Origin of the sequence: Deinococcus actinosclerus (genome assembly GCF_001507665.1) — a bacterium.
In the GTDB taxonomy this organism is placed as follows: Bacteria; Deinococcota; Deinococci; order Deinococcales; family Deinococcaceae; genus Deinococcus; species Deinococcus actinosclerus.
In genome coordinates this window covers 510,737-526,188 of record NZ_CP013910.1, presented here as the reverse complement: position 1 = coordinate 526,188, position 15,452 = coordinate 510,737, and the positions used below count along the sequence as shown (strand labels likewise).

The window sequence follows — 15,452 nt, the reverse complement described above, 5'->3', positions numbered from 1 at the left end:
ACTTCGCACCCCTCCCCCGTCTTGCATGCACCGGGATGAGCACCGTCAGGGACAGCCTTCCCCGCCGAAGCGCTGCATGAGCTGGCACGAGGTCACGACTGCCTGAACCTCAGACACCCCCTTTGCTCATAGTTTTCATAATAGATTTCTTGATTATGAGTCACACAAGAGATTGCACCATAGGAGGCATTCCATGACCACTCCCCTGAACGACCGCAACATCATCCTCGACACCGACAGCTACAAGAGCAGCCACTTCCTGCAGTACCCGAAAGGCACCACCCGCCTCTTTTCCTACCTGGAAAGTCGCGGCGGCAAGTATCCCCAGACGCGCTTCTTCGGACTCCAGTACATCCTCGACCGCTACCTGACCACCCGCGTCACCGCCGAGATGGTCGAGGAAGCCCGCGCCCTGATCGAAGCGCATGGCGAGCCCTTCCCCTATGAGGGCTGGATGCGCGTCGTGAACATCCACGGCGGCCGCCTGCCCCTGGAAGTCCGTGCCGTCCCGGAAGGCACACTGGTGCCCATCCACAACGTCCTCCTGAGCTGCACGAACACCGACCCCGAGCTGCCCTGGCTGGTCGGCTGGTTCGAGACGATGCTCATGCGCGTCTGGTACCCCACCACCGTCGCCACGCAGAGCTGGCACATCCGCGAGATCATCCGCGCCGCCCTTGAAAAGACCAGCGACCGCGCCGCCGAGGAACTCCCGTTCAAACTGCACGACTTCGGGTCCAGGGGCGTCAGCAGCCGCGAGAGCGCGGGCATCGGCGGCCTCGCCCACCTCATCAACTTCCAGGGCAGCGATACCCTCGAAGCCCTGCGGGTCGCCCGGAACCACTACGGCGCCGACATCGCCGCGTTTTCCATCCCCGCCGCCGAGCACAGCACCATCACGTCCTGGGGCAAGGAACACGAGGTCGACGCGTACCGCAATATGATCACGCAGTTCAGCCGCCCCGGCAGCATCTACGCCGTCGTCAGCGACAGCTACGACCTCAAGAACGCCATCAACACCCTCTGGGGCGAGGAGCTCAAGGCCGAAGTCATCGCCTCGGGCGGCACCCTGGTCGTCCGGCCCGACAGCGGCGAACCACCCGCCATGGTCCGCCTCGCCGTGAACGCCCTGGCCGCCAAGTACGGCACCACCACCAACAGCAAGGGCTACAAGGTCCTCAACCACGTCCGCGTCATCCAGGGCGACGGCATCGACGAGGACACCATCCGCCAGATCCTCGGGAACCTCGACGTGGACGGCTACAGCGCCGAGAACGTCTCATTCGGCATGGGCGGCGCCCTCCTCCAGAAAGTCGACCGCGACACCCAGCGCTTCGCGTACAAGGCCAGCGCCGGCCAGATCGACGGCGCGTACCGCGGCATCTACAAAGACCCCGTCACCGACCCCGGCAAACGCAGCAAGGACGGCGTCCTCGACCTCGTGCAGGAAGGCGGGCGCATGGTCACCAAGGCCTATAAGACCTTCGACACCGACTTCCCCGGCAGCCTCATGCGCACCGTGTACAGAGACGGCGAACTGCTCGTCCGCGACACGCTGGACACCATCCGGGGGCGCGGGTAAGCCATGGATCTCACAGGCGTCCGCTTCGACCTTCGGGATCGCCATCCGGCGGTCGTGGAGGCCTGGGCGGCACACTTCGCGGGTGTGGATCAGGTGCGCTTGCAGGTTGGGGACATCTTTCAGGATGAGGCGGACGCGCTGGTCAGCCCCGCGAACAGTTTCGGGTTCATGGACGGCGGGATCGATCTGGCGTTCAGTGAGCAGTTCGGATGGGACCTGCAGGCGCGCGTGCAGGAGCACATTCGCCGGGACTATCACGGGGAGTTGCTGGTCGGTCAGGCGTTCATCGTGCCGACGCTGGACACGGTGTGGCCGCACCTGATCTGCGCCCCGACCATGCGCGTCCCGGCGGACGTGTCCGGCACGCCGAATGCGTTCCTGGCGTTCCGAGCGGCGCTGCTGGCGGTGGAGGCGCACAACGCAGCGGGCGGGTCACCTATCCGGCGGGTGGCATGCCCTGGCCTGGGCACCGCGATTGGCCGCATGGCGCCGGACGTGTGTGCCCGGCAGATGCGCGCCGCGTACGACGCGGTGGTGCTGGGCCGCACGCCACAGTTGCCCACACTGCAGGACGCGAAGCTCTGGCACGTGCGGCTGACCCGCGCGGACCTCTGAACGGAAGCAGCCCCCAGCGTTGGCCGGGGGCTGCTCTGTTTACTCGTCGTCCTCTTCGGGGAGGTCGGCGCCCAGGGTGTCGGGGGCGGGTGGGGTGTTGCGGTTCTTGCCGATCTCGCGCACGCGGCCGCTGAAGCGGGTGCGGATGTCCTCGTAGACGGGGTGGGCGCGGATGTCGCCGGGCCGTCCGGGGGGCACCCGGGCGTCCTGCGGGGGGGCTTTCGCGTCCTGCGGGGCGGGCGTGGGGGCCGGGGGCGGGGTGGGTTTCGGGGCGGGGCGGGGCACGCTGAGGTCCGCGAAGGGCATGTCCTCCTCGGGCGGCAGGTCGCCGAGCAGGTCGGGGCCGCCGAAGGCGTTCCAGTCGGGTTCCTCGGTGATGACCTCGCCCAGGTAGAGGTTCCGTTCGCTGCGCGGGGGCGGCCCGGCGTCACGGGGGGTGCTGGCGGGCTGCGCGGCGGGCGTGTCGTCCCACGAGCCGGATTCGAGGTCGGCCAGTGGGGCGGGCGCGGCGTCGTCCGGGCTGGTGGGGGGCACGCGCCGTTCGGGGAGGGGTGGGGGGAGCGTGGCGACGCTGGCGCGCGGGGGCGGCGCGGCCTGGGTCTGCGCGGCCTGGGTCGGCGGGGTAGCCTGCGGCTGTGGCGCCGGCGTGGGGCGTGCCTGGGTGGCCTGGGCCTGTGGCGGGTCGATGGGGGCGAAGTCCGGGCCGCGGGTGCCCGCGGGGCGGCGGGGGGCGCTGCGGGTCGGGTCGAACGGCGCAACGTCCGGCGCGGGGCTCGGCTCCGGAGCCGGTTCGCGCACGGGCGGCACGGCGCGGGCTGGGGTCGGGGCGGGCGGGGTCGGCTCGGGGGCCGGGGCGCTGCCCGCCGAACCGCCACCGAACTGTCCCCCACCGGTTTGACCCCCGCCGAGGTTCACGCGGCGGCTGCCTTCCGGCGCGATCAGTTCGAAGGTGACCGGGCCGAACACGCTCAGGACGATCTTGGCGATGTCGTCGAATTTCGCGGCGACCTGCTTGGCGTGGAAGGCGTTGCGGTCGTCGTACCCGAGGCTGACGTAGCCGGGTTCGGCGTGCTGCCGGGCGGGTTTCAGGAACGCGCGCAGCTGCATGCTGGCCTGCCGGGTCACGTCCGCCCAGCTGCCCCCCGTCGGGGCAGGGATGGGCTGCGCGGGGTCGGGGCTGGCGGCGCGCGGGGCGGGGCCTGCGCCGCCGGACGCGGGGGCGGGCGCGCGGCGGGCCTCTCCTCCCACCGGGCCGGACGGCGCGGCGGGCGGGTTGGCGCGTAGCGTGGCGAGTTCCTTCTCCAGCCGGTTGAGGCGCTGGGCGAGGTCGGCAGGCATGGCGGCCCCCGCGCCCGCGCTGGCCGGGGCGCTGCTGCTCACACCGTCGGCGGCGAGCAGGGCGTGCGTGAGGGCCAGTTCGAGGCTCTGCTGGTCGGCCGCGCGGGCGAAGCGGGATTCCTGCTCGTCCAGCGCCGCCTGGAGTTTCAGCAGGCGGGGAATGTCCGCGCCGTCCAGGCGACCGTCGGGGTTCAGGCCCAGTTCGGCGTGCAGGGCCGCGCCCAGCGCCGCCACGAGGCCCTCGACGACCGTGCGGGCCGCGAAGCCGTCGCGGTACAGCTGCCCCGCGCCACTCAGGGCCGCGCCCGCGTCCCCGCTCACCAGGGCGGCGGCGATGCCGCGCACGCGCTCGCCGGGCGGGAGACCCAGCGCCTCCTCCACGCCCGCGCGGGTCACGGCGGTGCCGGCGGCCAGCATGCGTTCCAGCAGGCTCTCGCCGTCACGCATCGCGCCGTCGGCCAGTCGTCCGATGAGTTGCAGCGCGTCGCCCTCGGCCCGCACGCCCTCGTGCTGGGCGAGCCCGGCGAGTTTCCCGGCGATCTCCTCCGGGGTCAGGCGTCGGAAGCGGTAGTGCTGGCAGCGGGAGAGGATCGTGGGGATGATCTTCTCCGGTTCGGTGGTCGCCAGGATGAAGATGACGTGACCGGGTGGTTCCTCCAGCGTCTTCAGCAGCGCGTTGAACGCGGCGCGGCTCATCATGTGCGCCTCGTCCAGGATGTAGATCTTCTTCCCGCCGCGCATGGCGGCCAGCCCGACCTTCTCGCGCAGGTCGCGGACGTCGTCCACGCTGTTGTTGCTGGCCGCGTCGATCTCCATGACGTCCGGGTGCGAGCCGGCGCGGACACTCAGGCACGACTCGCACTCCCCGCAGGGCTTGGGCATCGGGCCGGTGCAGTTGGCGGTCATGGCGATCAATCGGGCGGTGGTGGTCTTCCCCACCCCGCGCGGCCCGCTGAACAGGTACGCGTGCCCCACGCGGCCCTGCTCCAGCGCGGCCTTCAGGACGTCCTTGACGTGCTCCTGCCCGACCACGTCCTCCCACCGGACCGGGCGGGCCCGCTGGTAGATGGCACTCACGCGCGCCCCCGGCGGGGCCGTGGGAGGTGGGCTGTGGGCTGTGGGGAGGCCGCCGGACCTGTGAACACACGCGGCCCGCCGCCGCTCACCGGAACCCCACCACTGCACGCACGCCGCTTCACCTCACCATTCTAGAGCCCAGGCGGGAAGTGGCGCGGTGACGGGAGGCAGAGTTGATGGGTGACGGAGGGCAGGCCCCCTCCATCACCCATCAACTTTCACCCATCACCCCTTGCGCAGCGGGAGGTAGCGGGGTTCCCAGGCGCGGACCCGGATGACCTGTTCGAGTTCGTCCCGGGTCATGTTGCGGATGCGGCGTTCGGCGCACACGCCGTCGCGGATGGATTGCAGGGCGACGTTCACCGCCACCTGGATGCTCAGTTCGCGCAGGTCGCTGATGGGCGGGTAGACGCGCTCGCCGTACTGCGCGGTGAATTCGGCCAGGGTGCGGGCGGCCTCCATGACCATGGTGTCGGTGATCTCGCGGGCGCGGCTGGCGATCGCGCCGAAGCCCAGGCCCGGGAAGATGAACGCGTTGTTGCCCTGCCCGATGGGGTGGCGCTGCCCGTCGTACTCCACGTCGGGGAAGGGGCTGCCCGAGGCGACGATCGCGCCGCCGTGCGTCCAGTGGATCACGTCGGCGGGGCGGGCCTCGACGTGGCTGCTGGGGTTGCTGAGCGGGAACACGATGGGGCGCGGGGTGTTCACCAGCATCGCCTCGATGCTCTCCTGGCGGAACAGGCCGGGCACGCCGGTGAAGCCCAGCAGCGCCGTGGCCCGCGCGTTCACGAGGACGTCGTGCATGCTGGGGTACTCGCCCTCGTACGTCCAGCCCTGAAGGTCCTCGGGGCGGCGCACGAAGCTCAGCTGCTGTTCCTCCAGGTCCGGCTGGCCGTGCATGAGCAGGCCGTGGCGGTCCACGACGAACACCCGGGCGTTGGCGTCAGCAAAGCTCAGGCCGCCCCAGGTCATCAGGCCCTGCCGGATCGCCATGGCCACGCCGATCCCGGCGGCGCCCGCGCCGACGATCACGAACACCTGGTCCTCCAGCCGCTCGCCCTTGATCTGCGCGGCGCGCATCAGGCCCGCCAGGGCCATGGCGCCCGTGCCCTGGATGTCGTCGTTGAAGCTGGGCACCACGCGGCGGTAGCGTTCGAGCACGCGGAAGGCGGTGCCGCGGCTGAAGTCCTCCCACTGGATGATCGCCTTCGGGTAGCGGTGCGACACGGCCTCCACGAACGCGTCGAGGAACTCGTCGTACTCGGCGCCGGTCAGGCGCTGGTGGTGCACGCCCAGGTACAGCGGATCGTCGATCAGGTCCTGGCGGTTCGTGCCGACGTCGAGTTCCACGGGCAGGGTCTTGTCCGGCCCGACGCCCCCGGCGGCGGTGTACAGGGACAGCTTGCCGATACTGATCGCCATGCCGCCGAAGCCCTGGTCGCCGATGCCCAGGATGGCGCTGCTGTCGGTCGCGACGATCATGCGCACGTCGTTCACGGTGACGTTCTCCAGCATGTCGTCCACCCGGTCGATGTCGCCGGTGCTGACCGTGAAGCCGCGCGGGTAGCGGTAGTTGCTGGAGTAGTTCCGCACCGCCTCGCCCACGGTGGGCGTGTAGATGATGGGCAGCATCTCCTCGAGGTGATCTTCGAGGATCGCGTAGAACAGCACCTCGTTGCGGTCCTGCAGGGCGCGCAGGTACTCGTGCTTTTCCAGGTCGGAGCCGCACTTCAGGTAGCGCAGGTACGTGCGTTCCTTCTGCTCGTCGAAGGTGCTGGTGTGGGGCGGCACGAGGCCCTCGAGATCCAGTTCGCGCCGCTCCTGCGGGGTGAACGCGGTGGTCTTGTTCAGCAGGGGGTTTTGCAGCAGGGCGAGGCCCGTCACGTTCACGCGGATGAAGCGCTGACCGGCCTCATCGCGCTGCACGTCGTAGTACCGGGACACGGGAAGAGATTTCGGCATGACGCTCCAGCATAGCGGCCTCCCACTGCACCCGGTCCAGGAAAGCCGCGCACGAAACGCACGCCGCCGCCCAGACCGCAGGGGACGTCAGTTCAGCCTGTGAACAGAAGGCCGGCAGAGGCGGGAACCGGCCCCCTCTCCATCACCCATCAACCATTCCCCCTCTCAGCCCAGCGGGCGCGCAGCGTGTCGAACCCCGCGTCGATGCGCGCCTGCGGCAGGACCATCTGGGTGGTGCTGCCAAATCCGATCTCGTCGCCGAGTTCGTTCACGGCGCGCATCCGGGCGACGACGCGCCGCCCCTCCATCCGGTCGAAGGTGGCGGTCACGGTGACGGTCATGCCGGGCAGCGCGGAGGCCGTGTGCGTGACGTCCACCTGCGTGCCGATGCCTCCCTCGCCGTCTTCCAGGAAGGGCAGGATGATCTTGCGCCCGGCCTCCTCGAAGTGCTTGGCCATCCAGTACGTGGCGTACACGGGGTGCAGGCGGCCCAGTTCGCCAAAATCGACGGTCATGTCGTCGGTGACGGTCACGGTCAGGGTCTGCGTGAAGCCTTCCGGGATGGCGTGCATGAGGGGCAGGCTAGCAGGGCCGGGGCAGTATGGGAAAAGCGTGAATCCCGCTCCTGCGGACACCTGCCGCGCGCGTCCGTAGACTGCCGGGATGAGGCTCAAGCCTGCCGACCTGTTCACCCTGCTGCGCGAGGCCTTCCTGGCCTTCGGGCAGGACAAGGCCCCGCGCCTCGCCGCCGCGATCGCCTACTACGCCATGTTCAGCATCGCGCCGCTCCTGCTGCTCGCGGTGGCGGTCGCCGGGCGGTTCCTGACCGACTCGGCGGTCCTGGATCAGCTGTTCGGCCCGGCGGGGCTGGTGTCGCAAAACCTCGGCAGCGACACCGCCGAGTTCCTGCGCGGCCTGATCAAACCCGACAGCCTGCTCAAGGGCAGTCTCGTGGCGACCATCGCGGCGTTCGTGACGCTGTTCATGGGCGCCACGGGCCTGTTCGTGCAGGTGCAGGACGCCCTGAACTCCATGTGGGGCGCCGACCCGGCCCCGCCGCAGGGCATCGTGAACATCCTGTGGACGCGCGTGAAGTCGTTCCTGATGATCATCGTGATCGGCCTGCTGCTGATCGTGTTCCTGGGCCTGAACACGTACCTGTCGGCCATCGCGCAGACCCTGGGGGACACCATCGGCGCGGGCGCGTTCTTCGTGCGGCTGGGCACGGCGCTGCTGTCCACGCTGTTCCTCGCGCCGGTCTTCGCGGGCGTGTACAAGGTGCTGCCCGACGTGAAACTCCAGTGGCACGAGGTGTGGGTGGGGGGCTTCTTCACGTCCACGCTGTTCACGCTGGGCCAGCTGGGCATCGGCCTGTACCTGGGGCAGGCGGCGCCCGGCAGCGCCTTCGGGGCGGCCGCGACCCTGATCGTGCTGCTGCTGTGGATCTACTACTCCGCGATGATCTTCTTCTTCGGCGCCGAGGTGACCTGGGTGTACTCGCAGAAGTTCGGCACGCACGCCGGGGGCGCTGCGAACACCGCGAAGAAGGAAGCGCTGGCCGCGCAGGGCGTGGACATCGACCCCACCGAGAGCGCCCAGGAACGCGACGCGAAGGACGCTGCCGGGCGCCCCGCGCAGGGCGCCCGGGGCCGCGTGCTGGGCGTGGCGGTCCCGAAACTGCCGCGCGTGCTCAAGCAGGTGCCGCGCCGCGAGGAAGGCCGCATGCTGCCGACCGTCCGCGCCGCGCTGTGGAACGCCCTGACTGCCGTGCTTGCCGTGCCGGTCGTGATCGTGCTGCGCCTGCTGGGGATCACCGGCGGCCGGCGGAGGTGACCCGGGCGCCGCTGGCCCCGGCGCTCCCTTCCCCCGCCCCGGTCACCGGCCCGGCCGTGTGCTGGGCGGCCAGTTTCGTCAGCAGCGTGGCGAGGTGGCGGGCGTTGCCGTCCAGCGTGTGCCCGTCCAGCACGCTCTGGCGCGCGGCGAGCCCCATGCGGCGCAGGGCGTCCGGGTGGGCGGCCAGGGCCCGCAGCGCCGCCACGTAGCCGGGCGCCCCGCCGCGCACGAGCAGTCCCTCCTGGCCCATGCGGATCAGTTCGCGCTGCGCGGGGATGTCGTTCGTGACGACCGGCGTGCCGCTCGCCAGGGCCTCCAGGGTCGCCAGGGACTGGTTCTCCGCGATGGTGGGTTGCAGCACCACGTCCGCCGCGCGGTACAGCTCGGGCATGTCGTGCCGCTTGCCCAGGAACGTCACGTTGCGCGGCGCCGCTCGCTTCAGGGCGCTTTCCAGGTACCCGGTGCCGACGAGCACGAAGTGCAGTTCCGGCGCCTGCCACGCCGCCGCGATGACCGCCGGGTGGTTCTTCTCGATGCTCATGCGGGCCGGGTTCAGCACCGTGAAGCCGGTGAAGCCCAGGCGCCCGCGCAGCGCGGCGCGCTCCTGCGGGTCGCCGGGGCGGAACTTCACGGTGTCCACGCCGTTCGGCACGGCGTGCACCTGGGTCATGCGGTGGTGGCGCCGCAGGTACGCCGCGCCCCACTCGGACACGGTGATCACGTGCTGCGCGCCCCGGATGTCCCCGGCCTGCAACCACTCGTAGCCGGCGCGGTACACGCCCTGCGGGAGGCCCGGGATGTGCAGCATGAGCTGATCGTGCACCAGCGACACGAACGGCCCGCGCAACGCGCGGTAGTACTTGCGGTACCCGCGCGGGTTCCAGCTGCTCAGGACCGTCAGGTCGAAGCCCCGCCCCTCGCCTTCCACGCGGGCGACCTCGGCCAGGGTGCGGTAGGCGTGCACCGGAATGCCGCGCGCCTGAAGCTGCGCGCGGAAGTCGGCGGTGCCCGGCACGTCCGGCATGGCGACCTCGGCGTGCACGCCGTGCGCGCGCATGGGGGGGATGATCTCGCGCATGTAGACCTCGCTGCCGCCCACGGCGGGCGCGTCGGTCACGAACAGCACGCGCAGCGGCGCAGCATCGGTCCTCATCGCCCGGCAGGGTAGCGTAAGACCCGATGACCCTGATGCAACTGCGCGAAGTGTGGGGCAACCGCCCGCTGATCGCCGCCGCCGTGGGCGTCCTGATCCAGGACGAGCAGGGCCGTGTGCTCCTGCAACGGCGCGGCGACGACGGCCTGTGGAGCGAACCCGGCGGCGCGCTGGAACCCGGCGAAGCGTTCCTGACCGGCGCCCGGCGCGAACTGTTCGAGGAGACCGGGCTGACGTGCCCCGACCTGACCCTCCTGCCGCTCCCCGAGGGGTTGCAGGACGGTCCGGAACTGTTCCACCGCTACCCGAACGGGCACGAGATCTACATCGTCGGGATGCGCGCCCACGGCACCCTGAGCGCCGCCGCGCTGGAGGGGGCCGCGCCGGACGACAGCGGCGAGACGCTGGAGCTGCGCTGGTTCCCGCTGGACGCCCTGCCGGACCTGAGCAACAACGCCAACCGCGCCAGCCTGAACGTCCTGCGCGCCCGCGCTGGCCTCCCACCCCTGCCGCTGGCCCCCACGCCCCCCGCGCCACCAGTCGGGAATTTCCTGATGGAGCTGCGGCGCGTGATCGGCCCGCGCCCCTGGTTCGCGCCCGGCTCGAACGTCGTCGTCACCGACGACCGGGGGCGCCTCCTGCTGCTGCGGCACGGGCACACGCACCTATGGACCCTGCCCGGCGGCAGCCTGGAACCCGGCGAGACCTTCGCCCAGACTGCCGCGCGGGAGCTGCATGAGGAGACCGGCCTGCACGCCACCCACCTGGAGCCGCTGCACATGTTCGCCGGACCCGAGTACCGCTTCACGTACCCCAACGGGCACGTCGTGGACTTCGTCTCGGTCCTGTACCGCGCCCACGGCGTCACCGGCACCCTCACCCCACAGGACGGCGAGGTGATGGAGGTCGGCTGGTTCAGCCCCGACGACCTGCCGGGCGAAGAGGACCTGAGCGGGGAACTGATCCGCGCGAACCTCCGCTGGTGGCGCACGCACGGCTGACCCGAGTCAGCGGGCGGCTCCTTTTCCAGCCTGCCCGGTCAGGAACGCGCGGAGGTCCCGCATGAGGGCGTGCAGCGCGCCCAGCGTGCCGACCACGTCGCCCTCGACCTGAAGGCCGTGATTCACGCCGTCCAGCACGAGCACCTGCACGCCCGCGCCGGTCAGTTCCGTGATCCACTCGGGGCGGTAGTGGCCGTCCTGGGTGCCGATCACGACCAGTGAGGTCGCCGCGTGCGCCGCGATAGCCGCGCGCACTTCCGGGCGTTCCAGCAGTGGCGTGAGCCACACCAGCCGCGCACCGGGCGGCACCGCTCCCCCGTGCAGTAGCAGGGTCAGGCCCAGTGTCCCTATGGATTTCGCCACCACGCACGCGCCCCCCCTTCCCGGCAGGATCGCGTGGTAGGCGGCCCGCACGTCCTCCCGCAGCCAGGCCAGTTGCTCCTCCTGTGGGGCGTCCATGAACGCCGGCACGTTCCAGCGGGTATCGAGTGCCAGCGTGTCGAACCCCAGTTCATCCAGCAGGAGCGCCGGGTACAGCAGGCCCGGCTGCCGCGCCCCGTACCCCAGCCCCGGCAGCAGCAGCGCCGCCCCCACCGCCTCGCCCGGCGGGTGGCGGTTCACCACGCAGGGCAGCGCCTCGCCCCGGAAGCCGCGCACGTCTGCCGTCACCGTTTCGGAAGTCATGCCCGAGCCTATCCGCCTCCGCGCGGCGCTGCTGCTGCACCTGCACGGGAAGGAGGTCAGAGCACATAGCCCTGGCCCCCTTCTACCTGCTCAGAGCTCGGGGCTCAGAGCGCACAGGCCGCTTACTTCTCGCGGATGGTCCAGCCCTGCGCGCGCACGGCGCCCATGAGGGCGTCCATGACGGGGTCCACCTCGGCGTCGGTGAGGGTCTTCTCGCCGCGGAAGACGAGGCGCACCGCGACGGAGCGGTTGCCCGCGCCGATCTGCTCGCCGGTGAACACGTCGAAGGGTTCCACGCTTTCGAGCAGCGTGCCGCCGTGTTCGCGCAGCAGGGCGGCGATCTCGCCGTAGCTGACACCGGTGGGGGTGATGACGGCGAGGTCGCGCCACGCGGCGGGGGCGCGGCTGGGGTCGCGGAACGCCCACTCGCGGGGCGGCAGGGGCAGCGCCGCTTCCATCAGGAAGGTGTCGCCCTTGAGGCCGAACGCCTGGGCGATCTCGGGGTGCAGCGCGCCCAGCCAGCCGACGCTCTGCCCGTTCCAGACGACCTCGCCCGCGATGCCGGGGTGCAGCGCCGCAGGCACGGCGTCCCCGCGCAGCTGGCGCAGTTCGAAGCTGGCGCCCAGGGTGCCCGCCAGGGATTCCACGAGGCCCTTGAACGCGCGGAAGTCCCCGGCCACGCCCGCCTGATCGGTGCGGGGCGCGAGCGGACCGCGCATCAGGAGGCCCATCCGCTCGGTCTCGCCGGTGGCCGGGAAGATGCGGCCCATCTCGAAGATCAGCGCGCGGTCGCCCTTGGCGTGGGCCTGCGCGGCCTTCACGAGGCTGGGGTACAGCGCGGTGCGCAGGGCCGTCCGGTCGGCGCTCAGGGGGTTACGCAGGCGCACGCCGGGCCGCTCGGTGCGGGCCTTGTGGGCTTCCTCGTCGCTCGTGAAGGTGTACGTGACGACCTCCTGCGCGCCCAGCCCGGCCAGGGTGCGGCGCAGGGTCGCGCGGGCCACGCCTTCCCTTTCCGCGCCGAGGTTGCTCTCGTGCACGCGCAGGGTGGGGAGGGTCTCGGGGAGGTGCACGAAGCCGTGCAGGCGCGCGACCTCCTCGGCGAGGTCCTGCCAGATCGCCATGTCCACCCGCCACGAGGGCGGCAGGACGCTCAGCGTGTCCCCCTCGCCATCCACGACGCACCCGAGGCGGGTGAGGATGCCGCGCATCTCGTCGGTGTCCACCGGCATGCCCAGCAGCGCGCGGATCTGCTCACCCGTCGCCTCGATCCGGCCGGGGATCTCCGGGTCGCCCACGACGGTCGCGCCGGGGTGCACCTGTCCGCCCGTGTCGCCCAGCAGGCCCACCAGTCGGGCCGCCGCGCGTTCGGGCAGCAGGGGGTCCACGCCCCGCTCGTAGCGGAACACGGCGTCTGTCTTCAGGCCCAGGCGGGTGCTCGTGCGGCGCAGCAGCACCGGGTCGAAGTGCGCGACCTCCACCACCACGTCGGTCGTGTCGGCGCGGACGTGCCCGTGGTCGCCGCCCACGATGCCCGCGATGCCCAGTACCGTGTCGCCGGCCCTGGGCTGCCCGGCCGTCTCGAAGGCCTCCGCGACGGTGGACACCTCGGGCTGCGCGCCGTCGAGGATGAGCAGGTCCTCCGGACCGACCTCCTGCTCGCCCCCCAGCAGGTCCCGCACGACCTCGCCCTGACGCAACCCGAACGCCACGAGAATCTGATCGCCGCGCACGTCCCGGCGGTCGTACAGCGCGGTCGGCTGGCCCAGTTCCAGCATCACGTAGTTGCTGGTATCCACGATCAGGTCGATGGACCGCATGCCCGCCAGGGTCACGCGGCGCTGCATCCACAGTGGCGCCGGGCCGTTGCGCAGGCCACTGACGGTGCGGGCCACGAAGCGGTCGCAGCCGAAGCGCAGCTTCTGGGTCGGGTCACGCTCGATGCGGATGCCCTTCTCGGGCAGGGACACGCGGATCTCGCCCTCCCCCACCGCCTGCGGCCCCATCGGGGGCTGCACGAGGTCCAGCTTCAGGAACGCCGCCAGATCCCGCGCCAGCCCCAGCGCGCTCAGCACGTCCGCGCGGTTCGGGGTGACCTCCACGTCCAGCACGTGATCCGCCGCCCACAGCTCCCGCATCGGCGTGCCGGGCTTCGCAGTATTCGCCGGGAACAGCATCAGGCCCGCGTTGCTCTCGCCTAGGCCCAGTTCCTTCGCGCTGGCGGCCATGCCCCAGGACTCCACGCCCTGCAGGGCCCGCACGCCGTACGTCATGCCGCCCAGCTCGGTGCCCGGCGACACGAGCGCCAGCATCGTCCCCGCCGGCAGCCCCACCGCGTTCCCCGCGCCCGACGCGATGACCTTCACGCCGTGCTCACCGGCGTCCAGCGTCAGTTTCGTCAGCTGCGTGCCCGGCATCGCCTCGGCCGCCTTCACCGCCACCAGCAGCACCCCCGCGGGCGGCGCGGCGACCTCCTCCACGCCCTCCAGCGGCAGGCCCAGCCCCGCGAAGATCGGCTCCAGCTCCGTCACGGACGGCAGGTTCGGCACCAGTTCCTTCAACCACGAATACGGAATTTTCATTGACTACCTCTTGAGTTGGTCGGGGAGCAGCTCCCCCTGACCCATCCCTCTGCGCAACAGGAGAGGGAGAAAAAATCTTCAGTTTCAGCCTGCGGTCAGTCGTGCCGAAGCGAGGAGGGCCCGGCCACCTCGCGCACGAGTTCCCTTGCCCGCTCAGGCACGAGGTTCACGCTTTCCAGCTGCGTGAGGGGCACCCACTGCGGCGAGTACCAGTTGTCGTCGCTGCTGCGGATCGCTTCGGGACCGTCGCCGAGGCGCATCTCGCCGGACTGCACCTGCGCCCGGAAGTAGTGCTCCAGGTTGCCGATGTTCTCCAGCACGAGGAGGGGCGGGCCGACCGTGACGGTCAGGTTCACTTCCTCCAGCACCTCGCGCACGCAGGCCTGCGCGGGCGTCTCGCCGGGCTCGATGCCGCCGCCGGGCAGCGTGGCGTACGCCCGGCCCTGCTTGCGGCGCAGCATCAGCAGCACCTCGGCGCTGTCGCTGGTGGCGTCGTTGAGGATGATGGCGACGGCGCGCGCCCTCACTCCAGTTCTCCCCGGAACTGCCCGATGACGCGGGGGTCGTTGGCGTAGAAGTAGCGGATGTCGGGAATCTTGTACTTGAGCATGGCGATGCGTTCCGGGCCGAGGCCGAACGCGAAGCCGGTCTTGCCCTCGTACACGCGGGGCTTGCCCTGGGCTTCACGCAGGTCGTCGACGGCCCTGAAGACGTTGGGGTGGATCATGCCGCAGCCGCCGAGTTCCAGCCATTTGCTCTCGCCGCGCGGGTTGTCCCAGTACACGGCGAAGTCCGCGCCGGGTTCGGTGAAGGGGTAGTAGCTGGGCTGGAAGCGGACCTTCGCGCCGGGGCCGTAGAGGCCGCGGGCCATCTCGGCGATGGTGCCTTTCAGGTCGGCCATGCTGATGCCGTCGCCGACGACCATCCCTTCGAGCTGGTGGAACATGGCCTCGTGGGTGGCGTCGGTGGCCTCGTAGCGGTACACCTTGCCGCGGCTGACCATTTTCAGCGGGGGGTCGTGGTTGACCATGTAGCGGATCTGCATGTTGCTGGTGTGGGTGCGCAGCAGCCGGCCGTCTTCCAGCCAGAAGGTGTCCTGGAGGTCGCGGGCGGGGTGGTACCAGGGGACGTTCAGAGCCTCGAAATTGTGGTGCTCGTCCTCGACTTCCGGGCCCTCGACGACCGTGTAGCCCATGCGTTCGTAGATGGCGATCAGGTCGTCGTACACGCGGTTGATGGGGTGCAGGCCCCCGGCGGGGAGCGGCAGGCCGGGCAGGGTGACGTCAATGGCCTCGCTGGCGAGCTGGGCGTCCAGGGCTTCACGTTTCAGGGTGGCTTCGCGGGTGTCGAGGGCGTCCTGGATGGCCTGCCTCACGGCGTTGATCTCCGCGCCGCGCGCCTTGCGTTCCTCGGGGGGCAGTTTACCCAGGGTGCCGAGTTCGCGGGTGACGAGGCCGCTCTTGCCGACGTACTTGGTCTTGACGGCCTGGAGCGCGTCGAGGGTGGCGGCCGCCTGGATTTCGGGGATGGCTTCGTGCTGCATGGGTCCTCCGGTGTGGGGGGGAATGAACAGTCTGGCAATGAAAAGCCCCGCCTCGCGGGTGCGGGCGGGGTGACGCGCTGCCGAG

At 70.9% G+C, this 15,452-nt stretch carries 12 protein-coding genes; 4 read left to right on the top strand and 8 right to left on the bottom strand.

All coding sequences use genetic code 11. The annotated features are described in order from the left end of the window. Positions 1–193: 193 nt before the first annotated feature. Together AUC44_RS02535 and AUC44_RS02530 are read left to right on the top strand one after the other, a co-directional pair. Positions 194–1,582, top strand: a complete 1,389-nt coding sequence (locus AUC44_RS02535; protein WP_062157256.1) for a nicotinate phosphoribosyltransferase — start codon at positions 194–196, stop codon at positions 1,580–1,582. Positions 1,583–1,585: 3 nt separating this feature from the next. Then, positions 1,586–2,197 carry a macro domain-containing protein gene (locus AUC44_RS02530; RefSeq protein WP_062157255.1) on the top strand — a complete coding sequence of 204 codons (612 nt, stop codon included), beginning with the start codon at positions 1,586–1,588 and terminating at the stop codon, positions 2,195–2,197. Between the two features lie 39 nt (positions 2,198–2,236). Here the strand turns inward: AUC44_RS02530 and dnaX are convergent, their stop codons facing one another. From dnaX to AUC44_RS02515, 3 genes are all read right to left on the bottom strand, one after another. Further along, entirely contained in the window at positions 2,237–4,612 is a 2,376-nt protein-coding gene (gene dnaX, locus AUC44_RS02525) for a DNA polymerase III subunit gamma/tau (protein WP_062157254.1), read from the bottom strand. Between the two features lie 225 nt (positions 4,613–4,837). Beyond that, on the bottom strand, positions 4,838–6,574 hold the full coding sequence (locus AUC44_RS02520; protein ID WP_062157253.1) for an NAD-dependent malic enzyme: 1,737 nt from the start codon (positions 6,572–6,574) through the stop codon (positions 4,838–4,840). 149 nt (positions 6,575–6,723) lie between these two features. Further along, entirely contained in the window at positions 6,724–7,146 is a 423-nt protein-coding gene (locus AUC44_RS02515) for a thioesterase family protein (RefSeq protein ID WP_062157252.1), read from the bottom strand. 91 nt (positions 7,147–7,237) lie between these two features. Between AUC44_RS02515 and AUC44_RS02510 the strand changes: the two genes are divergently transcribed. Continuing rightward, positions 7,238–8,407, top strand: coding sequence for a YihY/virulence factor BrkB family protein (locus AUC44_RS02510; protein WP_062157251.1), 1,170 nt, complete (start codon positions 7,238–7,240; stop codon positions 8,405–8,407). Here AUC44_RS02510 and AUC44_RS02505 read toward each other — a convergent pair. Beyond that, complete coding sequence (locus AUC44_RS02505) at positions 8,385–9,560, bottom strand: glycosyltransferase family 4 protein (RefSeq protein WP_062157250.1); 1,176 nt, start codon at positions 9,558–9,560, stop codon at positions 8,385–8,387. The genes AUC44_RS02510 and AUC44_RS02505 overlap by 23 nt on opposite strands. 26 nt (positions 9,561–9,586) lie before the next feature. On the opposite strand from AUC44_RS02505, the gene AUC44_RS02500 reads away from it, so the two are divergent. Next, positions 9,587–10,561, top strand: coding sequence for an NUDIX domain-containing protein (locus AUC44_RS02500; protein ID WP_062157249.1), 975 nt, complete (start codon positions 9,587–9,589; stop codon positions 10,559–10,561). A gap of 6 nt (positions 10,562–10,567) precedes the next feature. Here the strand turns inward: AUC44_RS02500 and AUC44_RS16395 are convergent, their stop codons facing one another. From AUC44_RS16395 to pheS, 4 genes are all read right to left on the bottom strand, one after another. Beyond that, positions 10,568–11,245 carry a hypothetical protein gene (locus AUC44_RS16395; protein WP_062157248.1) on the bottom strand — a complete coding sequence of 226 codons (678 nt, stop codon included), beginning with the start codon at positions 11,243–11,245 and terminating at the stop codon, positions 10,568–10,570. 122 nt (positions 11,246–11,367) lie between these two features. After that, positions 11,368–13,824, bottom strand: a complete 2,457-nt coding sequence (locus tag AUC44_RS02490; RefSeq protein WP_062157247.1) for a phenylalanine--tRNA ligase subunit beta — start codon at positions 13,822–13,824, stop codon at positions 11,368–11,370. A gap of 95 nt (positions 13,825–13,919) precedes the next feature. Then, complete coding sequence (locus tag AUC44_RS02485) at positions 13,920–14,351, bottom strand: NUDIX hydrolase (protein ID WP_062157246.1); 432 nt, start codon at positions 14,349–14,351, stop codon at positions 13,920–13,922. Further along, on the bottom strand, positions 14,348–15,367 hold the full coding sequence (pheS, locus tag AUC44_RS02480; protein ID WP_062157245.1) for a phenylalanine--tRNA ligase subunit alpha: 1,020 nt from the start codon (positions 15,365–15,367) through the stop codon (positions 14,348–14,350). The genes AUC44_RS02485 and pheS overlap by 4 nt, the downstream gene beginning before the upstream one ends. Positions 15,368–15,452 lie beyond the last annotated feature (85 nt).